The 23,159-nt window shown below is 62.5% G+C and carries 20 protein-coding genes; 7 read left to right on the top strand and 13 right to left on the bottom strand.

Translation table 11 applies throughout. The features are described from left to right. Positions 1 to 2: 2 nt before the first annotated feature. Both ACIP8I_RS09325 and ACIP8I_RS09320 read right to left on the bottom strand, forming a co-directional pair. Positions 3 to 1,205, bottom strand: a complete 1,203-nt coding sequence (locus tag ACIP8I_RS09325; protein WP_007962963.1) for a multidrug effflux MFS transporter — start codon at positions 1,203 to 1,205, stop codon at positions 3 to 5. A 233-nt stretch (positions 1,206 to 1,438) separates the two neighbouring features. Then, positions 1,439 to 1,639, bottom strand: a complete 201-nt coding sequence (locus ACIP8I_RS09320) for a heavy-metal-associated domain-containing protein (RefSeq protein WP_400760450.1) — start codon at positions 1,637 to 1,639, stop codon at positions 1,439 to 1,441. Between the two features lie 148 nt (positions 1,640 to 1,787). Between ACIP8I_RS09320 and ACIP8I_RS09315 the strand changes: the two genes are divergently transcribed. From ACIP8I_RS09315 to cueR, 3 genes are all read left to right on the top strand, one after another. Further along, the gene (locus ACIP8I_RS09315) at positions 1,788 to 2,171 is read left to right on the top strand and encodes a hypothetical protein (RefSeq protein ID WP_108591241.1); all 384 of its coding nucleotides are present in this window, start codon (positions 1,788 to 1,790) and stop codon (positions 2,169 to 2,171) included. Positions 2,172 to 2,365: 194 nt separating this feature from the next. Continuing rightward, positions 2,366 to 4,759 carry a heavy metal translocating P-type ATPase gene (locus ACIP8I_RS09310; RefSeq protein ID WP_400760448.1) on the top strand — a complete coding sequence of 798 codons (2,394 nt, stop codon included), beginning with the start codon at positions 2,366 to 2,368 and terminating at the stop codon, positions 4,757 to 4,759. Continuing rightward, a complete protein-coding gene (cueR, locus tag ACIP8I_RS09305) occupies positions 4,756 to 5,169 on the top strand; it encodes a Cu(I)-responsive transcriptional regulator (protein ID WP_007962968.1) in 414 nt (137 codons plus the stop codon). Before ACIP8I_RS09310 ends, cueR begins: the two co-directional genes overlap by 4 nt. Here the strand turns inward: cueR and ACIP8I_RS09300 are convergent. The 3 genes from ACIP8I_RS09300 to ACIP8I_RS09290 form a co-directional block, all read right to left on the bottom strand. Continuing rightward, positions 5,123 to 6,376, bottom strand: coding sequence for an MFS transporter (locus ACIP8I_RS09300; protein ID WP_400760445.1), 1,254 nt, complete (start codon positions 6,374 to 6,376; stop codon positions 5,123 to 5,125). The genes cueR and ACIP8I_RS09300 overlap by 47 nt on opposite strands. A gap of 173 nt (positions 6,377 to 6,549) precedes the next feature. Next, on the bottom strand, positions 6,550 to 7,446 hold the full coding sequence (locus ACIP8I_RS09295) for a PA4780 family RIO1-like protein kinase (protein ID WP_003221347.1): 897 nt from the start codon (positions 7,444 to 7,446) through the stop codon (positions 6,550 to 6,552). A gap of 291 nt (positions 7,447 to 7,737) precedes the next feature. After that, positions 7,738 to 9,015 (bottom strand): acetyl-CoA C-acetyltransferase, encoded by a 1,278-nt coding sequence (locus ACIP8I_RS09290; protein ID WP_400760443.1) that lies wholly within the window; start codon positions 9,013 to 9,015, stop codon positions 7,738 to 7,740. A 328-nt stretch (positions 9,016 to 9,343) separates the two neighbouring features. Between ACIP8I_RS09290 and ACIP8I_RS09285 the strand changes: the two genes are divergently transcribed. From ACIP8I_RS09285 to ACIP8I_RS09270, 4 genes are all read left to right on the top strand, one after another. Next, positions 9,344 to 10,696: a 3-oxoacyl-ACP reductase gene (locus ACIP8I_RS09285; protein WP_400760441.1), complete on the top strand. Its 1,353-nt coding sequence runs from the start codon at positions 9,344 to 9,346 to the stop codon at positions 10,694 to 10,696. A 2-nt stretch (positions 10,697 to 10,698) separates the two neighbouring features. Then, the gene (locus ACIP8I_RS09280) at positions 10,699 to 11,553 is read left to right on the top strand and encodes a MaoC family dehydratase (RefSeq protein ID WP_400760439.1); all 855 of its coding nucleotides are present in this window, start codon (positions 10,699 to 10,701) and stop codon (positions 11,551 to 11,553) included. A 303-nt stretch (positions 11,554 to 11,856) separates the two neighbouring features. Then, positions 11,857 to 13,497, top strand: coding sequence for a collagen-like triple helix repeat-containing protein (locus ACIP8I_RS09275; RefSeq protein WP_400760437.1), 1,641 nt, complete (start codon positions 11,857 to 11,859; stop codon positions 13,495 to 13,497). Between the two features lie 134 nt (positions 13,498 to 13,631). Next, entirely contained in the window at positions 13,632 to 15,302 is a 1,671-nt protein-coding gene (locus ACIP8I_RS09270) for a ShlB/FhaC/HecB family hemolysin secretion/activation protein (protein ID WP_400760435.1), read from the top strand. A 67-nt stretch (positions 15,303 to 15,369) separates the two neighbouring features. Here ACIP8I_RS09270 and ACIP8I_RS09265 read toward each other — a convergent pair whose 3' ends face one another. From ACIP8I_RS09265 to cpaB, 8 genes are read right to left on the bottom strand one after another with little or no spacing between them, the layout of a single operon-like run. Next, a complete protein-coding gene (locus tag ACIP8I_RS09265; protein ID WP_367082933.1) occupies positions 15,370 to 15,642 on the bottom strand; it encodes a DUF3613 domain-containing protein in 273 nt (90 codons plus the stop codon). Positions 15,643 to 15,659: 17 nt separating this feature from the next. After that, complete coding sequence (locus tag ACIP8I_RS09260) at positions 15,660 to 16,382, bottom strand: tetratricopeptide repeat protein (protein ID WP_367082932.1); 723 nt, start codon at positions 16,380 to 16,382, stop codon at positions 15,660 to 15,662. A gap of 23 nt (positions 16,383 to 16,405) precedes the next feature. Further along, positions 16,406 to 17,290: a type II secretion system F family protein gene (locus ACIP8I_RS09255; RefSeq protein WP_007962993.1), complete on the bottom strand. Its 885-nt coding sequence runs from the start codon at positions 17,288 to 17,290 to the stop codon at positions 16,406 to 16,408. Between the two features lies 1 nt (position 17,291). Continuing rightward, positions 17,292 to 18,176: a type II secretion system F family protein gene (locus tag ACIP8I_RS09250; RefSeq protein ID WP_007962998.1), complete on the bottom strand. Its 885-nt coding sequence runs from the start codon at positions 18,174 to 18,176 to the stop codon at positions 17,292 to 17,294. Between the two features lie 18 nt (positions 18,177 to 18,194). After that, positions 18,195 to 19,463 carry a CpaF family protein gene (locus ACIP8I_RS09245; protein ID WP_400760431.1) on the bottom strand — a complete coding sequence of 423 codons (1,269 nt, stop codon included), beginning with the start codon at positions 19,461 to 19,463 and terminating at the stop codon, positions 18,195 to 18,197. After that, the gene (locus tag ACIP8I_RS09240) at positions 19,460 to 20,650 is read right to left on the bottom strand and encodes a pilus assembly protein (RefSeq protein ID WP_367082929.1); all 1,191 of its coding nucleotides are present in this window, start codon (positions 20,648 to 20,650) and stop codon (positions 19,460 to 19,462) included. Before ACIP8I_RS09240 ends, ACIP8I_RS09245 begins: the two co-directional genes overlap by 4 nt. Further along, positions 20,647 to 21,870, bottom strand: a complete 1,224-nt coding sequence (locus ACIP8I_RS09235) for a type II and III secretion system protein family protein (protein WP_400760429.1) — start codon at positions 21,868 to 21,870, stop codon at positions 20,647 to 20,649. Before ACIP8I_RS09235 ends, ACIP8I_RS09240 begins: the two co-directional genes overlap by 4 nt. Before the next feature lie 20 nt (positions 21,871 to 21,890). Further along, entirely contained in the window at positions 21,891 to 22,826 is a 936-nt protein-coding gene (gene cpaB / locus ACIP8I_RS09230; protein WP_400760426.1) for a Flp pilus assembly protein CpaB, read from the bottom strand. Between the last annotated feature and the right edge of the window lie 333 nt (positions 22,827 to 23,159).

The raw sequence follows: 23,159 nt of genomic DNA, 5'->3' as shown, positions 1-23,159 counted from the left end.
TTTCAGGCTTCGGCCTGTGCTTGCGCCAGTGCCCGGGCATTCTGCAAACGCCGGGTGTACATCGCAACGCTCACCACCAGTAATCCGCACAGGCTGATGACCATGGCCATCGGCATGGCGCTGCCGTCGTGCAGCACGCCCACCAGCGAAGCCGCGCCGGACGCCACGCTGAACTGCAGGCAACCCATCAGCGCCGAAGCACTGCCAGCACGGGCGCCCTGACCGTTCATCGCACAGGCCGCTGCGTTAGGCAGGATGCAGCCGAGGCTGGCAATGCACACGAACAACGGAAGCAACAGCGGCCACAAGGCATCGGTGTGCATCGAGCTGACCGCGAGCAAAGTCACACCGGCCAACAGATACACCCAGACCGCCCGCGCCAGCAGGAATGCCGGACCGCGCTTGGCCAACAGCCGCGCATTAACCTGGGCCACCAGAATGAAACCCGCGGCATTGGTGCCGAACAGCCAGCCGAAATGCTCGGCCGGTACGCCGTAGAGCTTGATGAAGACGAACGGTGAACCGGCGATATAGGAAAACATCCCGGCGACGGCGATACCGCCGGTCAGGGCGTGGCCGAGAAACACCCGGTCGCCGAACAACCGGCCGTATTGGCGCAACGCACCGGACAGTGGCTGGCGCGGCACATGGGCCGGCAGACTTTCCGGCAGACCCAGCGCCACAGCCAAGCCCGCCAGCGCACTGAAGCCGGTCAGCACGAGGAAGATCGACTGCCAACCCGTGGTGTTGACCAACAGACCGCCGAGCAGCGGCGCGAGGATCGGGGCCAGGCCCATCACCAGCATCAACTGCGAGAAGACTTTCGCCGAACCAACCGCATCGCACTTGTCACTGACCACCGCCCGGGAAATCACCATCCCCGCGCAACCGCCCAGCGCCTGAACGAAACGCGCGCCGATCAGCCATTCCAGATTCGGTGCGTAGGCACAGGCCAGCGAGGCCAGGGTGAACAGGCCGACCCCGCCAAGCAATGGCAGGCGCCGCCCAAAACGGTCGGCCACCGGGCCGTAAAGCAACTGCCCGATCGACAGGCCGGCGAAATAGGCCGCCAAGGTCAGCTGCACATGCTTTTCATCAGTGCCAAAGGCCAGCGCCATCGACGGAAACGCGGGCAAATAGAAGTCGATCGCCAGCGGACCGAAGGCGCTCAAGGCACCGAGAATCAGAATGGTACGGAAGTTCATCAGGCATCCAGGTGGGATAGGAGTCGGCAGCCCGACAGTCTAGCCGCGCTGAGACACCTTGAACATTCCGATAGCTCGCTAACTATTAGAAATCAGATGACCTACACCTGAAACCTGTGGCGAGGGAGCTTGCTCCCGCTGGCCTGCGCAGCAGGCCCAGTGTTTTTCAATTGGAAAAAGGGCCGCTTCGCGACCCGACGGGAGCAAGCTCCCTCGCCACAGGGGATTTATCATTATCCGGCGAGTTTTACCGGGTAGCCTTCTTCACTGATCACCTCGATCACCTGCTCGGCACTCAGCGTACTCTCGACGCCAACTTCCTTGGCCCCCAGATCGACCCGCACGCTGGCCGCCGGATCTTTCGCCTGCACCGCGTTGGTAATGGCTTTGACGCAGTGACCGCAGGACATGCCTTGAACGTTGAACACTTGCATGGATGGACTCCTTTGAGTGAGGTTGCCGGCAGTGTCGAGCTTGCCACCATGGCAAGGTCAAGTTCTGCGAAAAACTGCCGGGCTGGCAATCGGCGTCGCGCTCAGCCAAGCTGCGTGCATCAATGACTCAAATTCAGGAGATTCAGCCATGCGCTGGTCAGCTTTCAGCCTGTTTGGCCTGCTCAGCCTCTTTGCCGCCCTGCCCCAGGCCAACGCGACCGGCGAGGACTACGCCGTACTGATCATCTCGCGCGAGCGCCTGGAAGTGCCGACTCCCTGCGAGATTGGCGTGTATATCAATGATGAGCTCGCGGCGCGCCTGCTTCAGGAGCAGACCACTTCGTTCAACCTGCCCCACGGCACGATTTCCATTCGGCTGAAACAATTGCCCGGCCAGGTGCCGGGTTGCCAGGCAGGCATGCTCGCGCCGCCGGCGCAGGAGATCTCGCTCAAGGCCGGCGATGTGCTCAAGTACCGGATCGCGGCAAATGCCAAAGGCTTGTACCTGCGACCTGCCGCCCTCGAATACTAAGCAAAACTCCAAATGTGGGAGCGGGCTTGCTCGCGAATGCGCTGTGTCATTCAGCGATGATGTTGACTGACACACCGCATTCGCGAGCAAGCCCGCTCCCACACTATTTGTGTAGTGAGTCAAATATTGGCGCTTGACCTTGCCCGCGTGGCAAGGTTGATCCTTGTAGGCATCTTCTACAGGGAGTAAGACCGATGTCCGATTCCATCACTTTCGATCTGCCGATTGCCGGCATGACCTGCGCCAGTTGCGCCGGGCGTGTCGAGCGGGCGTTGCGCAAAGTCAGCGGCGCCAGTGCCGTCAGCGTCAATCTCGCCACCGAACAGGCCCGCGTCCAGGCGCCCGGCGACAGCTTGCCGGCGTTGATGGAGGCGGTGCAGCGCGCCGGTTACAGCGTGCCGCAGCAGACCATGGAATTGAGCATCGACGGCATGACCTGCGCCTCGTGCGTCGGTCGCGTCGAACGCGCCCTGAACAAAGTCCCCGGGGTGAAGAGCGTCAGCGTCAACCTCGCCAACGAACGCGCGCACCTCGAATGGCTCGGTCAGGTCGATATTCAGTCGCTGCTCGATGCTGTGAGCAAGGCCGGCTACTCGGCCAGCGTCTGGCAAGCCGAACATCCGGCCACCGATAACCAGCAACAGCGCCTGCAACATGAGCGCTGGGCGCTGATCTGCGCGATCGCCTTGGCCTTGCCGCTGGTGTTGCCAATGCTGCTGCAACCGTTCGGCATTCACTGGATGCTTCCGGCCTGGGCGCAATTCGCCCTCGCCACCCCGGTGCAATTCATTTTTGGTGCACGGTTTTACGTGGCCGCGTGGAAAGCCGTGCGCGCCGGCGCCGGCAACATGGACTTGCTGGTCGCCCTCGGCACCAGCGCCGGTTATGGCTTGAGCCTGTACGAATGGGCCACCGCCGCCGGGCGCATGCCGCATCTGTATTTCGAAGCCTCAGCCGTGGTGATTGCCTTGGTGCTGCTCGGCAAATACCTGGAAAGCCGCGCCAAACGCCAGACCGCCAGCGCCATCCGCGCCCTCGAAGCCTTGCGCCCGGAGCGGGCGATTCAAGTCATCGACGGTCGCGAACAGGACGTGGCAATCAGTGCCCTGCGCCTCAACGATCTGGTTCTGGTCAAACCTGGCGAACGCTTTCCGGTGGACGGTGAAGTGCTGGAAGGCCAGAGCCACGCTGACGAAGCCTTGATCAGCGGTGAAAGCCTGCCAGTGCCAAAACAGCCGGGCGACACGGTCACCGGCGGCGCGATCAACGGTGAAGGTCGCCTGCTGGTGCGCACCACTGCCCTCGGTGCAGAAAGCGTGCTGGCGCGGATCATCCGTCTGGTGGAGGACGCTCAGGCGGCGAAAGCGCCGATCCAGAAACTGGTGGATAAAGTCAGCCAGGTGTTCGTGCCCACCGTGTTGCTGATCGCTTTGGCGACGCTGATCGGCTGGTGGCTGTACGGCGCGCCCATGGAGACCGCGTTGATCAACGCCGTCGCCGTGCTGGTGATTGCCTGTCCGTGTGCCCTCGGTCTCGCCACGCCGACAGCGATCATGGCCGGCACCGGCGTGGCCGCGCGTCACGGGATTCTGATCAAGGACGCCGAAGCGCTGGAACGTGCCCATGAAGTCGACAACGTGGTCTTCGACAAGACCGGCACGCTGACTTCCGGCACGCCACGCATCGCGCATTTGAGCGCGGTGGATGGCGATGAGAATAGGTTGCTGACAACGGCCGGTGCCCTGCAACGCGGCAGCGAACATCCGCTGGCCAAAGCCGTGCTGGACGCGGCCGCCGAGCGTGGCCTGAACGTGCCGGATGTCAGCGACAGCCAGTCCCTGACCGGGCGTGGCATCGCCGGCAATCTTGGCGGTCGGCGTCTGGCGCTGGGCAATCGGCGTTTGCTGGAAGAAAGCGGCCTGGGCGCCGGCAATCTCGACGAATCCGCCGAGGCCTGGGAAAGCGAAGGCCGGACCTTATCGTGGCTGATCGAGCAAAGTCCTGAACCGCGCGTAATCGGCCTGTTCGCCTTCGGTGACACGCTCAAGCCCGGCGCATTGCAAGCAGTGCAACAACTGGCCGCCCGCGATATCCACAGCCATCTGCTGACGGGCGACAACCGTGGCAGCGCGACAGTGGTCGCCGAGGCTTTGGGCATCGAGAACGTGCTCGCCGAAGTGCTGCCCGCCGACAAAGCCGCCACTGTCGCTGAGCTGAAGAAAACCGGCGTGGTGGCGATGGTCGGCGATGGCATCAACGACGCCCCGGCACTGGCCGCAGCGGACATCGGCATCGCCATGGGCGGCGGCACCGACGTGGCGATGCACGCCGCCGGTATCACCCTGATGCGCGGGGATCCACGGCTGGTGCCGGCGGCACTGGAGATCAGCCGCAAGACCTACGCGAAGATCCGCCAGAACCTGTTCTGGGCCTTCGTCTACAACCTGATCGGCATTCCGCTGGCGGCGCTCGGCTTCCTCAACCCGGTGCTGGCCGGCGCGGCGATGGCGCTGTCGAGCGTCAGCGTGGTGAGCAATGCGCTACTGTTGAAAACCTGGAAACCGAAGGATCTGGAGGAACACCGATGAACATCGGCCAAGCGGCCCGGCACAGTGGCCTGAGCGCAAAGATGATCCGCTATTACGAGTCGATCGGCCTGCTCAAGGCGGCCCATCGCACCGACAGCGGCTACCGGGTCTACAGCGATGATGACCTGCACACCCTGGCGTTCATCAAGCGTTCGCGGGACTTGGGGTTTTCCCTGGAGGAAGTCGGCAAGCTGCTGACCCTGTGGCAGGATCGCCAACGTGCCAGTGCCGATGTGAAAGCGCTAGCGCGTCAGCACATCGACGAACTGAATCAGAAGATCCGCGAACTCGGCGAGTTGCGCGACACCCTGCAGGATCTGGTCGAGCACTGTAATGGCGACCATCGTCCCGACTGTCCGATCCTCAAGGAGCTGGCGTCGGGCTGCTGCGCGCAACCCGCCCGCGCCTGAGCGCCAGCAACTTCACGGTCAACAGCGTACCGAGCGGGATGCCGTGGAACAGCATGACCACGGCACCCGGCGTCCACCATTCGTAGAACGGCGCGGCAATCAGCATGCCGACGCCAAACCCGGTCATTTGCAGCAAGGTCAGGAAACTGAAAATCGGCAGCCGTAAATGCTCAGGCTCACGTTGCAGGCGCGACATCAGGCCGACTTCGGAAACGCCATCACCCAACCCCGCCGGCAGGGAAAACAGCAGCAGGCCGAGCAGGCTGTGCTGCTGGAACATCAGGATAAAGCCGCAGGACATCAACGCCACCCCGAAGAAATACCGTCGCTCCAGATCACGGTTATCCGTGCCTTTGAGGCGACTGGCAATCCGTGCGCCGAGCAGTTTGCCGCTGGCCCACACCGCTAGCATCAGGCCCAGCGTGGTGCTGGCCGAATCGGGTGTCAGCAGTCTGGAGATGATCGGGAACCCGACGTTGTGCGCGGCACTGCCCAAGGTGTCGGCCATGGTCACGGCGAGCATCGCCGCAATCACCGGGGCACTGCGCAGGCCTTGTTTCAGGGCTGACCATTCGCCGCGTTCGCTGGCCGATTGTTCGCTGACTTCTGCAGCGGCGAAGCGCAACGGCGCAATCAACAGCGCCGCCAGCAGATAGGTCAGTGCGTTGAGCGCGAACACCGTTTCGAAGCCGAATGCCGCCACCAGCAACCCCGAGACCAGACTGCCGCCAACCATCGCCGCCGATGACGCCGAGGTGATCCAGGCGTTGGTTTTCAGTAGCTGCGCCGGGGCGATCAGCCTCGGCAACTGGCTGTTGAGGCCGATGGCGAACATCGAGTTGCCAAAGCCCAGGCCGAAAGCGATTACCGGCAACAGCAACGCCTGCTGGCTCACTGGCAGGATCAACAGCAGACCGAGCAACGCCGCGCGCAGCAGATCGAAGGCCATCAGCGGTACCCGGCCATTCCAGCGCCGATAGAACCGTGTGCCGATCAGGCTGGCGAAAATCCCCCCGCCAACCCGACTGGCGAGGAAAATCCCGACGCTCATGGCGCTGTTGCTCAGCAGGTAGACGTACGTCGCCAGCGCGACCATGTTGAGGAAAGCGCCGAAGTCTGAGATCAAACGGGCGGTGATGATCAGGCGGGCGTTCACATTCAATCCTTGAGTGTGCGGGGGCGGACAAGATTCCCATATAACGTCCATAGATACCACCGCCCCCTGTGGGAGCTGGCTTGCCAGCGAAGAGGCCGGTACATCCGATAAAATTTTCAGCTGAACCACCGCTATCGCTGGCAAGCCAGCTCCCACAGTGAGGTGTGGTGACGGAATATACGGGCACAAAAAACCCGGCCGAAGCCGGGTTTCTGTTCAAGCGCTTACTGCATCCACGGTGGCGGCGGTGGTTCGTCGGACTTGCCTTTGGGCTCGTCATCCGCCGCACGGATCGCCTGCTTGCGCTCTTCGTCGAGCCGCGCCGCTTCGATCTCGCGCAATACACCGCCAACATCAGCCAGATCTTCCGGATCGTCGAACTCACCGGTCAGCACGCTGTTGGGATGCAAGGTGCCGGCTTCGTACAACGCCCACATTTCTTTCGCGTAGCGGGTCTGCTTCAGCTCCGGGGCAAAGCGCCCGAAGTACGAAGCCATGTTGCCCACATCGCGCTCGAGCATGCTGAATGCGTGGTTGTTGCCGGCGGCATCCACTGCCTGCGGCAGGTCGATGATCACCGGGCCGGTCGGGGTCAGCAGCACGTTGAACTCCGAGAGGTCACCGTGCACCAGACCGGTACACAACATCAGCACGATCTGCGAGATCAGGAACGCGTGATATTCGCGGGCCTGATCCGGCTCCAGCACCACGTCGTTCAGACGCGGCGCGGCATCGCCATACTCGTCGGCCACCAGCTCCATCAGTAGCACGCCATCGAGAAAGTCGTACGGCTTGGGCACTCGCACACCGGCACCGGCCAGACGGAACAGCGCCGCGACTTCGGCGTTCTGCCAGGCGTCTTCGGTCTCCTTGCGACCAAATTTCGAACCCTTGGCCATCGCCCGGGCCTGCCGGCTGTTACGCACCTTGCGGCCTTCCTGATACTCGGCTGCCTGGCGGAAACTGCGTTTGTTCGCCTCCTTGTAAACCTTCGCGCAACGTAACTGGTTACCGCAGCGCACCACATAAACAGCTGCTTCTTTACCACTCATGAGTGGGCGCAGCACTTCGTCGACCAGACCGTCTTCGATCAGGGGTTCAATGCGTTTTGGAGTCTTCATCAGCTTTTATTGTGGGTCCTTTATTACCAAACACGCGAATGTCACTCGTTATACGGCAATCCTCGCGCTACGGGGAGGGGTTGCCGACCTGTGAACCCTGTGGATGCACACACTGTGCCGAAATAATCGAGCTTTGCCGATCATAGCCGAGCCGACCTTGCTTGTAGTTATCGGCTGTCGAGGGCATTTGCGACAGAATCTGACACGCAGCGGTAATGAAAAGATTCAAGGTCAAAAGATCGCAGCCTGCGGCAGCTCCTGCATGAAATTGGCGTCGAAGGCTGCGATCTTTTAGCGTTCGATGATTGCGGTGACACCCTGCCCCCCAGCCGCGCAGATCGAGATCAGCCCCCTGCCCTTGCCTGCCGCATCCAGCAGTTTCGCCATGTTCGCGACAATCCGCCCACCGGTCGCGGCAAACGGATGCCCCGCCGCCAGCGAGCTGCCTTTCACATTCAACCGGCTGCGATCGATCGAGCCCAGCGGTGCGTCCAGCCCCAAACGCGTCTTGCAATATTCAGGATCTTCCCAGGCCTTGAGCGTGCACAGCACCTGGGCGGCGAACGCTTCGTGAATTTCGTAGTAATCGAAGTCCTGCAGGGTCAGCCCATTACGCGCCAGCAAACGCGGCACGGCATACACCGGCGCCATCAACAGGCCTTCGGCGCCGTTGACGAAATCCACCGCCGCCGCTTCGCCATCGCGCAGATAGGCGAGGATCGGCAAACCACGTTCTTTCGCCCACTCCTCGCTGCCCAGCAGCACCACCGAAGCGCCGTCGGTGAGCGGCGTGGAGTTGCCCGCCGTCAGCGTGCCCTTGGCGCTTTTTTCGAAAGCGGGTTTGAGCGTGGCGAGTTTTTCCAGGGTCAGGTCCAGGCGCAGATTGTTGTCGCGGGTCAGGCCGAGGAACGGCGTCATCAGATCGTTGTGCCAACCTTCGCTGTAGGAGGCAGCGAGTTTGTGATGGCTTTCGAGGGCCAGTTGATCCTGCTCTTCACGGGGAATATTCCAGGTCTGCGCCATCAGTTCGCAGTGCTGGCCCATCGACAGGCCGGTACGCGGTTCGCCGTTACGCGGGAACTCCGGGATCAGGTGCCGCGGGCGCAGTTGCAGAAAGGTTTTCAGCTTGTCGCCAGTGGTCTTGGCGCGGTTGGCCTGCAGAAGGATTTTACGCAGCCCTTCGCTGACGCTGATCGGCGCGTCCGAGGTGGTGTCGACGCCACCGGCAATGCCGCAGTCGATCTGGCCGAGGGCGATTTTGTTGGCCACCAGCAGCGCCGCTTCCAGCCCGGTGCCGCAGGCTTGCTGGATGTCATAGGCCGGGGTGGTGGGCGACAGCCGCGAGCCGAGCACGCACTCGCGGGTCAGATTCATATCCCGTGACAATTTAAGCACCGCCCCCGCCACCACTTCGCCGATGCGCTGGCCGTGCAGGTTGTAGCGTTCGATCAGGCCTTCAAGGGCAGCGGTGAGCATCACCTGATTGCTGGCAGTGGCGTACGGCCCGTTGGAGCGGGCGTAGGGAATACGGTTACCGCCGATGATGGCGACGCGGCGCAGCTGACTCATGAAAAGCTCCTTTTCCAAATGGTCGAATTCACCTGAATCCTCTGTAGAAGTGATCTGTGGTGAGGGGATTCATCCCCGATGGGTCGCGCAGCGGCCCCCTCATTGCAATCGCTATACATTGCGACTGCTTCGCAGCCGATCGGGGATGAATCCCCTCGCCACAGGTCACTCCTACAGGGTTCAACGTTGTTTCTGAATTTGTGTTTGGCCACACAACCATCGGCGGCCAACTACTCTGCTGTTCTAGCGTAGGCCTTATTGCGTGAATCGAACGATTGATTGCCGTTGGTAGTCCACACTTTGAACCCCAACTTTTGGAGAGCGTTCCATGTCTGACCGCTATATCGACTTCGCCAACTCATCCATCGGCCACCGTCTGGTCGGGGCTTTGGGCCTGCCGTCGCCGGTGCGGCTGGAACGCTGGCAGGCCGGACGCCTGCGGCCGGTGGACGGAGCGCTGCTGATCGGCGGCGGGCCGCTGGCCGAGCGGATCAACGCGTTCGCCAACCGCCTGACCGACTCGATCTACAGCTACGGCAGCGAACCGTCGCTGGCCACCGCGTGGATTCCCGGGCACGGGCCGAAACTCAAGGCCGTGGTGTTCGATGCCAGCGATCTGCAGCACACCGACCAGCTCAAACAGCTGCGTGAGTTCTTCCAGCCGTTGATGAAAAATCTCGACAGCAGCGCGCACCTGGTGATCCTCGGCCGCGCCCCGGAAACCTTGCGCGATCCGTTTGCGTCCAGCGCACAGCGGGCACTCGAAGGCTTTTCGCGCTCGCTGGCCAAAGAGCTGCGCAGCGGCGGCACGCTGCAACTGATCTATGTCGGTGAGGGCGCCGAAGATCAGCTTGAGGGGCCGCTGCGGTTTTTCCTCTCGCCGAAAAGCGCCTTTGTCTCCGGGCAGGTGATTCGCCTGACCGCGTGCGCCACACAGGTCACCGACTGGACCCGGCCATTGGCCGGACGCAAGGCGCTGGTTACCGGCGCGGCACGCGGGATCGGCGCCTCGATTGCCGAGACCCTCGCCCGCGACGGAGCGGAAGTGATTTTGCTCGACGTACCACCGGCCAAGACTGATCTGGAAGCCCTCGCCGCGCGCCTCGGCGGACGGGCGATCACCCTCGACATCTGCGCCGAAGACGCCGCTGCGCAATTGGTCGAACAATTGCCGGACGGCCTCGACATTCTGGTGCACAACGCCGGGATCACCCGCGACAAGACCCTGGCCAACATGACCCCGGAATTCTGGGACGCGGTGCTGGCGGTCAACCTCAATGCTCCGCAAGTGCTGACCAAGGCCCTGCTCGACAGCGGCACCCTGCACGACAATGCGCGGGTGATTCTGCTGGCCTCGATCAGCGGCATCGCCGGCAATCGCGGACAGACCAATTACGCCGCAAGCAAGGCCGGGCTGATCGGCCTGGCGCAGGCCTGGGCGCCGACGCTGCACGAACGCGGCATCAGCATTAACGCCGTGGCCCCGGGCTTCATCGAAACCCAGATGACCGCGCACATCCCGTTCGGCCTGCGTGAAGCCGGACGGCGCATGAGTTCGCTGGGCCAGGGCGGTTTGCCGCAAGACGTCGCCGAAGCCGTCGCATGGCTGGCGCAACCGGGCACCGGTGCGTTCACCGGTCAGGCATTGCGGGTCTGTGGACAAAGTGTTCTGGGGGCATAGGCATGAGCATTGAATGGCACACCCTCGACCGTGAACCGAGCCTGGCCGCCCTGTACGCGCGGGCCGCGACACGGCGCAAGATCACCGGTACCCGACTGCCCGACAGCGGTTTGCGCTGCTGGGTCGATGTCGACCCGCAGAAACTGGCGGCCTATCGCAAGGTCTGCGGCTTTGCCGATGACGGCCTGCTGCCGCCGACTTATCCACACATCCTCGCGTTCGCCCTGCAGATGCAATTGCTCACGGCCAAGGAATTTCCGTTCCCGCTGCTGGGGCTGATTCATCTGAGCAACCGCATACGCGTATTGCGACCGATGGGCGGGATCAGTCGAGCGCAAGTCAGTGTTCGCGTGCACAACCTGCAGCCGCATGCCAAAGGTGCGACCTTCGACGTACTGACCACTCTGGACGATCAACTCGGACCACTGTGGGAGGCCGAAAGCCAGATGCTCTGTCGCGGAGTGAAACTCGATGGCGAACCTGTCGAGCAACACTGGGAGCCGTCCCAGGTGTTGACGCAAGTGGCGCAATGGAAAGCCCCGGCCGATATCGGTCGGCAATACGCCAAAGTCTCGGGCGACTACAACCCGATTCACCTGAGCGCCGCCAGTGCCAAACTGTTCGGTTTCCCCACGGCGATTGCTCACGGCTTGTGGAACAAGGCCAGAACCCTCGCGGCACTGGCTGATCATCTACCCAAGGCCAACCTTGAAATCGCCGTGCACTTTCGCAAACCGGTGCGCTTGCCCAGTGAGGTTTCATTGCTGGCGAGTGTGCCGGGATCCAGCGGCGAGTTGCGCCTGATCGGCCACGGCGATCTGGAACACATGGTCGGGCAATGGCAACCGATTGCCTGATCCTCCCCCCCGGGCAAGCCTGTAAATTGTGTATATATCACTTAAGTTTTTCCACGCTTGGCGCCGCACTCTGAAAAAACCCAGGCCTTGATTTTCAAGGCCTTTTTTTATGCGTCTATATCCTGGGTATTAGTCCTTAGGCACGGCGCGGCGCCTTATATATAAAGGCGTTAATACCAACTTGAGAATGGTCGAAACCTGCGGCGCGATTGAGATTGACACCACGGACGAGGCATTACCGGCGACAGATCGGTGAGCCATCGAAAACGACGAATGTTGTTACAGGTGCAAGGAATCTCAATCATGAAAACTCAAGTGTGGTGCAAATCGGCAACAGCTCTGGCATTGATCCTCTCCCTTGGCCTCGCTGGCTGCAGCAGCGGCGGTGGCGGCCATCACAGCAGCTCCGGCAGCTCTTCGCCAGACAGCGCGACGTCGGGCACTGGCGGCACTAGTGGTACTGGCGGTAGCAGTGGCACTGGCGGCACTGGCAGCACCGGCGGCACCGGCGGTACCGATACCGCAGGCACAGGTGGTACCGGAGGCACCGGTGGTACTGGCGGTACTGGCGGTACTGGCGGTACGGGTACAACCAACCCGACCGATCCGACCAACCCAACCAATCCGACCGACCCTACGGGTCCAACCAACCCGACCAACCCGACCACCACTCCGCTGGTGACCACCACCCTGGTGCAGGATGTCGGCAAAACCGTCGCAGGCGTCGGTGATGGCGTCGGCCAGGTCGGCGATTCGCTGAGCACCGTACCGGTCGTCGGTGGCGTCGTGCAAAGCGCGGCCAACACCACTGGCAACGTGGTCAGTACCCTCGGCAATGGCGTGGCCAACGGCATTGGCAAACTGGGCACCGTCGACAACGGTCTGGGCGTCACCGCATCCTCGGTGGGCGGCGTGGTCAGCGATGTCGGCAACGGTGTATCGGACCTGAGCGGCAAACTGGCGACCGCCACCGGCAGCGTTCCGGTTGTCGGCGGCGTGGTCACCAAAGTCGCCCCGGTACTCGACGGCGTCGGTGAAAAAGTCACCATGCTCGGCGACACCCTGAGCCTGGCCACCACCACCGGCCCACTCGGTTCAGTGACCAAAAGTGTCGGCAACGGTCTGGTGCCCGTGATTGCGATGGTTGAAAGCACCACCGACAAAGTCGGCGCTGCGACCGGCCTCGGCGCTCCGCTCAATGGCGTACTCGGCCAGGTCGGTGGCGCCGTCAAAGGCGTGGGCGGTCAGGTAACCGGCGCTGGCGGCGGCAACGCCTTGACCAACACCGTTGGCGGCGCGTTGACCAACGTCGGCACCGCGGTTGGCAAAGCCGGCGGGCTGGTGGATAACGGCACCAGCACCGGTGGTGGATTGGGCGGCGGTCTCGGCGGCGGCCTGGGCGGTACCGGCTTGCTGCAAACGGTTGGCGGCGCCGTGGTCAACGTCGGCTCCGGGCTGAACGCTGGCAGCACCAACGGCGTGGTCAGTGCCGGCGGCGTCACGGCTGGCGGACTGGGCAATACCGTCGCCTCGCTCAACACCGTACTCGGCGGCTCGGGTACTCCGATCACCGCCACTACCTCGCCACTGGCCAGCGTCGGCGCCACCGTCGGTGCCGGGCTTAATCCGGTCACCAGTGCAGTCACCAGCGTCACCCAACAAGTTGGCGCAGCGACAGGCCTGGGCGCACCGGTCGCCGGTCTCACCGGCCAGGTCGGCGGCGCAGTCAGCACCGTTGGCGCCACCATCGCGTCCACCAACAACCCGGTCACTACCGCCGTCGGCGGTGTGGTCAGCAACGTCGGCGCAACCGTTGGTGCAGTCGGCGGCCTGCTCAACGGCGGCACCAGTACCGGCGGCACCGCCACCGGTGGCACCGCAACCGGTGGCCTGGGTGGTGTACTCGGTGGCCTGACCGGCGCTCTTGGAGGCAACAAACGCTAAATTGCACCTGGCCGATTCGACGGCCTCACCTACAGCGCCTACGCTTGGTTGAGGGCGGAAGATTCCCACGAGTCTTCCGCTTTTTTCTTAGGAAAAATTCAACTCAGCGCTGTGATCTGACCATGGAGTGTCCTATGCGCGTAATGGCATCCCTGCTGTTCCTCAGTATCAGTTCCGCCGCCCTCGCCGACACCCTGCCCAGCTTTCTCAACAGCAACGAAACCACCCGCAACCTGCCCGTGCCGAACCTGCCGGCAGATGCCTATCGCCCCGCGGCCACGCCTCTGCAAGTCCCCGACCCCGGCGCGGCCACGGCGCAGCCGCTGTTGATGGACACCAAAGTCAATCTGAAAACCGTGCAGATCGAGGGCGGCACGATCTACCCGCTCAACGAACTGGCCGAAGTCTACAAACCTCTCATCGGCCACCAGACCAGCCTGGCCGAGCTGATCGAAGCCACCCGCGACATCACCCGTCGTTACCAGAAGGACGGCTATCTGCTGTCCTATGCCTTCCTGCCGCAACAGCGTTTCGACGATGGCGTGGCCCGGGTCGTGCTGGTGGAAGGTTACGTGCGCGACGTGCAGGTGCAGGGCGATGTCGGCCGGGTCAAAGGCCTGCTCGACGAGCTGGCGGCAAAAATCCAGGCCGAACGCCCGCTGACCCGCAAAACCTTCGAACGCTACACCACCCTGATGACCCGCATCCCCGGGGTGACCATCCAGGCGCAAGTGCCGCCGCCCGGCACCACCGACGGCGCAACAACACTGGTGGCCCAGGCCAGTCGTAAACCGTTCACCAGCACCATGAGCACCACTGAAGACAACCGCAATGGCACCCAGGCTTTGCTGGGGGTCAGCAGTAATTCGCAGACCGCCATGGGCGAACAGTTGACCCTCAGCGGACTGTTTCCGCCGGGGGACGATCATGAGCATTACTACCGTGTGGACTACAACCAGTTCCTCAACAGCGAAGGCACGCAACTGAGCCTGTTCGCCTCACGCTATCGCGCGGATCCGGGCACCAATGTGCTGACCAGCGATGGCTTTGAACTCAAGCCGCACAAGGAAGATGACCGCTACTCGATCGGCATCAGCCACCCGTTCATTGCCGCCTCCAACGAGCTGCTTAACGCGGGAGCGCGGCTCTATGCAGTGGATGATAAAAACCGCTACAACGTGGTCGGCTACCCGATCAGCATCGAGGAGCGCACCAACGTGCGCGCCCTCGCGTTCGAAGGCGACTGGCGCAAGACCGATGCCCGGCAGCTGCGGATTCTCAGTGGTGGCGTGTATCAGGGCCTCGACAGCATGGGCGCGCATTCCAACAACCCGGCGCTGGACCTGAACTTCCTGCGCCTGCGCCTCTCCGGCGTACAGAGCGACAAGTTTTTCGACAACTGGCAGGGCGTACTGTCGGCCGCGTTGTACTGGAGTGATGACACCCTGCCCGACAGTGAACGTGCGGTGTTCGGCGGGCAGAATTTCGGCCGTGGCTACCCGGACGATCAGGCGTCGGGCGACAAGGGCTGGGGCGCGGCTTATGAGGTCAACTACAGCTTCAATCGCGACGGCAACTGGGTGCGCATCCTGCAACCGTATGTGGTGCTGGACCGTTCGAAAACCTGGTTCAACAAGCTGGCGGTGCAGAGCAATGACCTGTCATCGGCAGCCGTAGGCCTGCGTTTTGGCGATGCCAAGTACTACAACATTGCGTTGGAGGCCGCCAAGCCGATGTCGGATGAAGCGCTGGACACATTCAATCGGCGGGCGCGCTACAGCATCAGTTTCAGCTATCAGTTGTAGGCCTTCAGCCAGTCCGCTATCGCCGGCTTGTCGGCGATAGCGGACTGGTTTGAGCCACGCCATCGGCCTAGTTCTTGGTCTCGATCTTGCCACCCGCATCCGGGTCGTAGAAATCCGGAATCTCGTACTTGTACTTCTTCAACCAGCGCTGCATCGCCTGTTCGCGCTCCGCCGCCGTGGCGGTTTGCGGCTTGGTCGAGGCGGCCTGGTTGCGGCTTTGCAGCACCAGCCAGCCTTCGGTTTCCTGTTGCTGCGCCGAGGCCGGGCCGGCGTCGATCGCCTGGGCCGCAATCGGCAGGCTGAGCAGGGTCAGGCAGCACACACGGTACAAGGTGTTCATGGCAATCTCCCTGGATGTCACTTGAGCGTCGACGGTTGCGGGTCCGCCACCACCGCCACCTGATTGCCGGCGGGTGGCGTAGCCTTGGTCGGTACCTTGAGTTTTTCCGCGCGGGCCTGGGCGTCGGCGAACTGCTCCGGCGTCAGGTGCGCGCGGCTGACGATTTCGGCGGCTTGCTGCCAGTTGTTCTGATACAGCAGCAAACTCACCAGATTCAGCGTGGCCAGTTGATCGTTCTGCTTGAGCTCAATAGCGGTAAGGAATTCGAAGCGTGCGTCCTCAAGACGCAACTGGTTGAGGTAGACCACGCCCAGGTCATTGCGGATTTTTTCATTGGTCGGCGCCAGACGTACCGCGCGCTGCAAGTGCGCCTGGGCCTGGCCGTTGTCGCCACGGGCGGCGTAGATCTGGCCCAGGCCATGTTCGGCGTCCGCCGTCAGGCAGGTGCCGAGCAATCCGCGATACAGCGGCTCGGCTTCACTGCGCCCGAGCAAGCGGTAAACCCTGGCCTTGCGCAGGCGTACCTCGACCAGTTTATCGGGCAGGCTCTGCAGATTGGCCAGGCTGGCGTGCAGCTTGCCGTCGTTGGCCAGATCGTCCGCCAGGTTCAACGCCAGTTCCTGTTCGGAATCGAGCTTGCTGCAACTGGTCGGTGCGAGCATCGCCGACCACGGCGCCTGACCGTCGGTGGCGCAACCACCGAGCAACAACAGGCTTGCCAAGACAATCAGTGCTTTCATCAAACGCTCTCCATGAGCCCACGTCAGTTTGCAAATGCCCGGGTAATCGCGGTGAACCCCGGGCCGGCCAGTACGATCAGCAAGGCAGGAAACAGAAACAGCATCATCACCACCGACATCTTCGCCGACATCTTCGAGATGTATTCCTGCAGTCGGGTCAGGCGGCGATCGTCGAGCAATTGCTTGAGCGCGAGCAGCGATTTCATCGCTCCGCCGCCCTGCTGAATCAATTGCTGCAGGATCACGCAGGTGTCGGTGAACTCATCGACCGCGAGCATCACCGAGGTCTTGTTCAACTCCTGTCCCAGCTCCAGTCCCGAGTCGACCCGGGCCAGAATCAGGCGCAGTTCGCGGGTCAGTTCCGGCAGCAGTTTCTGCCCTTCGGTGCTGAGCACACGCAAGGCTTGTTCGACCGCCATGCCCGACTCGAAGAGGATGCGCAGCAGCGGGATGAACGTGGATATTTCCACGGCGATGGTTTTCTGCCGGCGCCCGGCGGCGTAAGCCAGCAAGCGCTTTGGCAACAGGTAACCGGCACCGGTGGCGAGCATCGGGACGATCCAGCGGTTGGCGGCGTGCGGAAAAAACACTTCCTGCAGAAAGATCGCCAGCCCCAACGCCAGCAGCGGCGTGCCGATCTGGCAGGCGGCGAACAGCGAGCGCTCACTGGCGCGGCGCCAGCCGAGGCGACTGAGCAGGGTCTGGGTTTCGCTGTCGATGCTCACTGAGCGCTGGCCGAACCTGCTGTTGCCCAGAGCACGCAGCCAGTTACCAAAACGGTTCTCGCGCACCAGATGCCCCTGCAACCGCTGGTTGACCTGGCGCACCCGGCGCCGCTCCGTCAGCAGGTGATTGACCACCAGCAACAGCGCGCCGAGCAGCAGCATCAGAGCGGCGAGATAGACCATTTCAAATACTCCGCAACATGCGCCACAGCGCCAGGCAGCCGGTCACTTGCAACACCACGGCGATGATCAACATGGTCCGACCACCGGAGTCGTGCCACATGCCGAGCATGTAGCCGGGGTTGGTCAGCATGAAGTAACTCACCAGAATCACCGGCAGCGAACCCAGCACCCACGCGGTCATGCGTGTTTCGCCAGTCAGTGCGCGCAGTTGCCGGGCGCCCTGGTCACGCTCGCGAATCAGCTTGATCAGGTTCTCCAGCAGTTCGCTGGCGTTGCCACCGTAACGATGGTTGACCTTGAGGCCGAGGGCGAACATGCGCAATTCGTCCTGTTCGTAGAGTTCGGCGAAATCGCTGACCGCATCCGGCAGATTGACCCCCAGCTGCACGTTGCGCTGCACCCGGCCCATGGCTTTTTTCAGCGGATCCTCGCTCGATTCGATGCCGCCCATGACCGCGTCGCTCAAGGTGCGGCCGGACTTGAGACTGCGTACGGTGTAGTCGAGCAGTTGCGGCAACTGCTCGATCATGCGTTTGATCCGCCGGTGGTACAGCCAGGAAATGTACAGCCGCAGGATCAGCGGCGGCGCCAGCAGCATCGCCAGCAAACCGATCCAGTCTGCCAATAGATAACCGAGGGCAATCGCCACGCCCCACAGGGTCATCCACAGCCCGAAACGTTCGGTGGGACGGCCAAGCCCGGCGCGCAAAAACATCCGTTCAAGCCCGACCCAGGCCGGTTTCTGTGCGACCAGTTGCGGCTGCCCCGCCGCGAGGCGATTGAGCACCCGTTCGTTGTTGGTCTTGTGGATGCCGTGCACGAACAGCCAGATCGACAGCCCGAGCAGGATCAGGCACAGGAGGATGAGAATGGCCGGTCCGATCATGATGCAAGTCCCATGCGGTCAGCCCAGGTGGGTCTCGTGGCGCAACTTGTCGCCCGCCGGATTGACCGCTTCGCGCAGGAAGCCGAAACCGGTACGCCGATCAAGGCGAAACAAGGTGTTGGTGACGTAGACGTCTTCGCGGATGCCGACCACTTCCACCACCTCGCTGACACAGCGGCGGCCGTCGGGCATGCGGGTCAGCTGAATGATCACGTCGAGCGCCGCGCAGATCATCTGGCGCAAGGTGCGCTCGGCGATCGAGCGACCGGTCAGCCCCACCAGCGTCTCCAGCCGCAACAACGCATCCTGGGCATTGTTGGCGTGCACGGTGCTCATCGAGCCGTCGTGACCGGTGTTCATCGCGGTCAGCACATCGACCACTTCAACGCCTCGGATCTCGCCGAGAATGATCCGGTCGGGGCGCATGCGCAGGGCGTTGCGGATCAGGTCGCTGGCCTTGACTTCACCGTGGCCCTCGGCGTTCGGCGGGCGGGTTTCCAGGCGCACGACGTGCGGGTGGCCGAGCTGCAATTCGGCGACATCTTCGATGGTCACCAGCCGTTCGTGGGGGTTGATCAATTGGCTGAGGATGTTCAGCAACGTGGTCTTGCCGGTGCCGGTACCGCCGCTGATCAGCACGTTGCAACGCTTGCACACCGCCTCCTGGAGGAACTCGAAAATCGCCAGGTCGATGGTCTGCATCGCCATCAGGTCACTGCTCTTGAGCATGTCCTTGCGGAACTTTCGAATCGACAGGCAGGGGCCGTCGAGGGCGATTGGCGGGATGATCGCGTTGACCCGGCTGCCGTCCGGCAGACGCGCATCGACCATCGGTGAAGACTCGTCGAGGCGCCGTCCGAGTGGTGCGAGAATCCGTTGCATGACCCGCTCGACGTGATGCGCGTCGATAAAACGCAGGTCACTTTGATGCAGCACGCCATCGCGTTCGATGAATACCCGGTGCGGGCCATTGACCAGAATCTCGGTCACTGACTGATCGCGCAGCAGCACTTCCAGCGGACCGAAACCGGTAAGTTCGTCGACGATTTCTTCGGCCAGGCGCTCCATCTCGTAGCGGGAAATCGCCAGGTGCAGGCGGGCGATGTATTCGGCGACCTTGTCGGTGACAAACTGCGCCAGCAACTGACGCGAGCCCTCCAGCAGGTTTTTCCCCGACTCTTCGATGGCGTCGATGATGTAGCGGTGCAGGACCAGTTTCAGGCCTTCGTGATCGGTATTGCCGACCGCGCCGTGGTGTACCGCGCCGAACAGTTTTTCCGCGCTCATGAGGTGCCTCGCAAGCGGTCGAACCAGGTGACCTTGGGTTTGGCCAGGCCTTCCGAGCGCTTGGCCAGACGTTCGCCGAGAGCGCGCAGGCTTTGCGTGAGTTTTTCCCGCGGGGCCAGTTCGAACAGGCTGACGCCCTGGTTCTTGGCGTTCAGGCGCACTTCGGCATTGGCGGCCAATACCGCGATCACTTCGAGGTTGAAGGTTTTGCCCAAAGTTTCAGCATCCGGGGCCACGCTGCCCAGATAGCCGTCCACCAGCAAACGCGCGTGGTCGAGCTTCATGCCCTTCTCGCGCCACAGATTGAGCACGGCCAGGTTGCGGCGGCAGTTGAGCACGTTCTGATCGGTGTACCAGATCAGCTTGTCGCAGTGGCTGACGAACGTGCGCAAGGCTTCACTGTCGGACTGCCCGGTGAGGTTCACGACGATGTGCTGGAAGTGTTGGCGCAAGGCGCTGAGCAACATGTACAACTCGGCGGCACTGGTGCTTTCCAGCGGCTCGTCGCTGCCGGCATACGCCAGAATCCGCAGACCCGCTTCAGCGCTGGTGAAGGCACTGTCGATCAGCGTCGCGTCGAGCCTGCGCAAGTGACGCAAGGCATCGCCGAAATGAAACGAACTCTCGAGCCCGAGCAGCGCCAGGCTGTCACCGCGCGGCAGGCCCAGATCCAGCAGCAAGGTCTGCTGTCCACTCTTCTGCACTACTTGCGCCATATGGTTGGCCAGCAGCGCGCCATCCGAATAGCTCTGCGTGCCGTACAACACCGTAAGGCCGCCAAGCTGCGTGTTGGCCGCCACCGGTGGCAGGCGCTTGTTCAAGCGCCGCACCAGCCCGGCGACTTCACTGGCGCGCGAACCGTAGGCGACGAAATCCCGGGCGCCAGCACGCATGGCATTGAGCACCAGTTGGTTGTCCATGCCATCGCCGAGCGCAACGATGGCGAGCATCGGTTTGGCTTCCAGCGCACCTTCGATCAACGCACTCTGCGCCACCACATGCTCGCGATCGAGGCCGACGAACACCAGGCTGGCGAAGGTGACGTCGACCAGCGCCAGCAATTCGTCCAGGCTCCCGGCCCCGGCGCTCACCACCTGGCCCAGCGGCGCGAGTGCGCCTTGCAGCCACTCCAGATCGGTGTTGTTACGGGTGATCGCCAGAAAGGTCTGGCTCAGGTTCTGGTTCATTGGGACAGCCCACTGCGTTTGTCGAAGTTGCCGTTTTCGAGGAAGAACATGCGGTAGAAATTCGGGTCGTAGTTGCGCAGTTTTTCCCCCGGCAACGACGGCAGTTGCGCGTCCGCCGCCAGTGGCTGCACCAGGTGCGGGGTGACGATCATCAGCAGTTCACGCTCTTCGCGCTTGATCTGCGAGCCTTTGAAGAAGGCGCCGAGCACCGGGATATCGCCCAGCCCCGGAAACTTGTTCACCTGCGAGGTGTTGGTGGTGCTGATCAGGCCGCTGATCACGAAGCTTTCGCCGTCGGCGAGCGAAACGCTGGTGTCGGTGCGGCGGATGGTCAGGGCCGGCACGGTAGTGCCGGCGATTTGCACGGCGTTACTCAGATCCAGTTCGCTGACTTCCGGTGCGACTTTCAGCGCAATGCGGTCGTGGCTAATGACAGTCGGCGTCAGGGTCAGGCGGATACCGAACTCCTTGTATTCGATCGACACGTTGTCGCTGCCGGCGCTAGGCACCGGAATCGGGATTTCACCACCGGCCAGAAAGCTTGCGCTCTGCCCGCTCAGCGCCACCAGGCTGGGGCGCGCAAGGGTGTAGGCGAAACCGCTGGTTTCCAGGGCGTTGATGATCGCCATGGTCTTGCCACCGATCCACGAAAAGTTGAACAAGCCGTTATCCACCGGCAGTCTCGGCGTCGGCACGCCGTCGATGGGTGGCAACGTACCGGGCGAACCAAACAGGAAATTGCCCCGGGTGCCGATCAGCGAAGCGGTGGCTTCCTTGAGTTTGGTGCGGCTGACTTCGACGAAACGAATGTCGGTCTGCACTTGCGAGGGCAGTGTCGGATCGTCGGAAGGCATTCTGCTGGCGCTGGTCAGTGCGGCGGTGGCACTGCCCTTGACGAACACCATGCTCTGGCGCGGCTCGCTGGAACACGACGTCCAGACCATCAGGCTGGTGGCGCCGGGAGCCACCCCGGTGAGTAGAAACGAGGCGCTGCCGGTGTCGTGCACGTCGGCGATTTTCGGGTCGCCGATGGCCACGCGGGTGATCGCCACCGGCGACTGGATGTCCTGCTGGAAGCCTTCGCCGATCTCGATCACCGGCGGCATACGGCCGAGTGCCGAGCAATTGCCGGTGGCCGCGATGGCGGCGTTCATCGACAGTCCCATCAGTATCAAGGCCCGGACTAAAGGTGTTAATAGCGGCCTGAATCGACTCTGCATGCACGTGGATCCTTGCTCAGTCATGGGGCTTGTTGGGAAAGCTGATTGCCGCGGATCACTTCCATCGGCCGCGCACCGCCATGGCCGCCAGCGGTCGGCGCTTTCGGCGCGGCACCGAGGGCCAGTTGGGTGAACTGGAAGAGCTGGCTGTTGGCGTTATCCACGTGCGCCGGTGACTGGGTTTCACCGGCCCAGTACCTGGCCAGACGCTGTTCTTCGCTGCTGCGCACGGCCAGGCGCAACGTGCCGACCTGAGTGGCGAGCATCATCCGGCTGAGCAATTGTTCGGGCACCGCCAGCACCACGGTGCGCGCAGCAATCCGGCGTTGATCCTGTTTGAGTTTTTCGTCGGCGCTCAAGGCTGGGTTGGCGGGCTGCCCATCGTTGGTCAGGCCGTATTGCTCACCGACACCGAGCACGCGCATCGCCGGTACGACGATCTGCGCCGACTGCTGCAGATTGCTCGCGTCCTGACGCAGGTAGAGCAGCACATCAACGTAGTCGCCGGGAATCAGTTGCCCGGCGGCGCCGATCACTTCGTCCACGGCCACGGTCAGCGCGCGCTCATCGCTGTGGATCATTCGCGCCAGCGAGCCACCGGCCTGAAAGCTTTCGTCGTTGAGCCAGGTGCCGGCACTCAGGTGCCGCCAGGGTGTGCGACCCACCGCTTGATCGACACTGGAAAGGCTGCCGGCTGGCGCACTGCGCAGCTTCTCCACCGCCACATCGGCAGCCGTGAGAGGCGTGAACGGCGGGACATCGTGTAACAACACGACCACTGGCTGGCGGGTCTGATCTTCGGCGGCGGCCACGGTTTTTTCCATAGCGACTGCCGGGGCGGCAGGCACCTGGGCAACGGGAGTCGGTTGCCGACTGAGGACCAGGCCCCAGTAACCGACGACGATTGCTCCCAACAGCAGCACTGCTGCAAGACCCATGGTGACGCGACTGTTCATGACGGCTCTCCCTTTCCTGCTGCACCGACAGCCTGTACTTCCTGTCGAGAGAATTTTTCGCGATCAGGCAGCTATGAACATGCAACGATTTCGCTATTTCCAAGCTAGCTGATCCGAGACAAAACGCCATTACTGACAGGAAAATAACCCACTAAAGTATGAGCCTTGGCCAATTAACTGCAGGGTTTGGCTCGACTAACGTTCTGGTTAATCCTTTGTGATTAATCCGTTCTTACAGTTGTTGAGCGGGGGTTTGTTGACAATGCTCTGATAGCACGGTGAAAGCATGCCGCTGTAGCGTTGGATCGGCGCCAGAGGCGCAAAGGAGTGGAC

It is taken from the genome of Pseudomonas sp. NPDC088414 (assembly GCF_044753325.1).
GTDB lineage: Bacteria > Pseudomonadota > Gammaproteobacteria > Pseudomonadales > Pseudomonadaceae > Aquipseudomonas.
This window is presented reverse-complemented; position numbering and strand designations above follow the sequence as displayed.

Coding starts and splice junctions, on each gene's coding strand:
- ACIP8I_RS09325 (WP_007962963.1), bottom strand. CDS start 1,205: ATGAACTTCCGTACCATTCTGATTCTCGGTGCCTTGAGCGCCTTCGGT.
- ACIP8I_RS09320 (WP_400760450.1), bottom strand. CDS start 1,639: ATGCAAGTGTTCAACGTTCAAGGCATGTCCTGCGGTCACTGCGTCAAA.
- ACIP8I_RS09315 (WP_108591241.1), top strand. CDS start 1,788: ATGCGCTGGTCAGCTTTCAGCCTGTTTGGCCTGCTCAGCCTCTTTGCC.
- ACIP8I_RS09310 (WP_400760448.1), top strand. CDS start 2,366: ATGTCCGATTCCATCACTTTCGATCTGCCGATTGCCGGCATGACCTGC.
- cueR (WP_007962968.1), top strand. CDS start 4,756: ATGAACATCGGCCAAGCGGCCCGGCACAGTGGCCTGAGCGCAAAGATG.
- ACIP8I_RS09300 (WP_400760445.1), bottom strand. CDS start 6,376: ATGGACGTTATATGGGAATCTTGTCCGCCCCCGCACACTCAAGGATTG.
- ACIP8I_RS09295 (WP_003221347.1), bottom strand. CDS start 7,446: ATGAAGACTCCAAAACGCATTGAACCCCTGATCGAAGACGGTCTGGTC.
- ACIP8I_RS09290 (WP_400760443.1), bottom strand. CDS start 9,015: ATGAGTCAGCTGCGCCGCGTCGCCATCATCGGCGGTAACCGTATTCCC.
- ACIP8I_RS09285 (WP_400760441.1), top strand. CDS start 9,344: ATGTCTGACCGCTATATCGACTTCGCCAACTCATCCATCGGCCACCGT.
- ACIP8I_RS09280 (WP_400760439.1), top strand. CDS start 10,699: ATGAGCATTGAATGGCACACCCTCGACCGTGAACCGAGCCTGGCCGCC.
- ACIP8I_RS09275 (WP_400760437.1), top strand. CDS start 11,857: ATGAAAACTCAAGTGTGGTGCAAATCGGCAACAGCTCTGGCATTGATC.
- ACIP8I_RS09270 (WP_400760435.1), top strand. CDS start 13,632: ATGCGCGTAATGGCATCCCTGCTGTTCCTCAGTATCAGTTCCGCCGCC.
- ACIP8I_RS09265 (WP_367082933.1), bottom strand. CDS start 15,642: ATGAACACCTTGTACCGTGTGTGCTGCCTGACCCTGCTCAGCCTGCCG.
- ACIP8I_RS09260 (WP_367082932.1), bottom strand. CDS start 16,382: ATGAAAGCACTGATTGTCTTGGCAAGCCTGTTGTTGCTCGGTGGTTGC.
- ACIP8I_RS09255 (WP_007962993.1), bottom strand. CDS start 17,290: ATGGTCTATCTCGCCGCTCTGATGCTGCTGCTCGGCGCGCTGTTGCTG.
- ACIP8I_RS09250 (WP_007962998.1), bottom strand. CDS start 18,176: ATGATCGGACCGGCCATTCTCATCCTCCTGTGCCTGATCCTGCTCGGG.
- ACIP8I_RS09245 (WP_400760431.1), bottom strand. CDS start 19,463: ATGAGCGCGGAAAAACTGTTCGGCGCGGTACACCACGGCGCGGTCGGC.
- ACIP8I_RS09240 (WP_367082929.1), bottom strand. CDS start 20,650: ATGAACCAGAACCTGAGCCAGACCTTTCTGGCGATCACCCGTAACAAC.
- ACIP8I_RS09235 (WP_400760429.1), bottom strand. CDS start 21,870: ATGCAGAGTCGATTCAGGCCGCTATTAACACCTTTAGTCCGGGCCTTG.
- cpaB (WP_400760426.1), bottom strand. CDS start 22,826: ATGAACAGTCGCGTCACCATGGGTCTTGCAGCAGTGCTGCTGTTGGGA.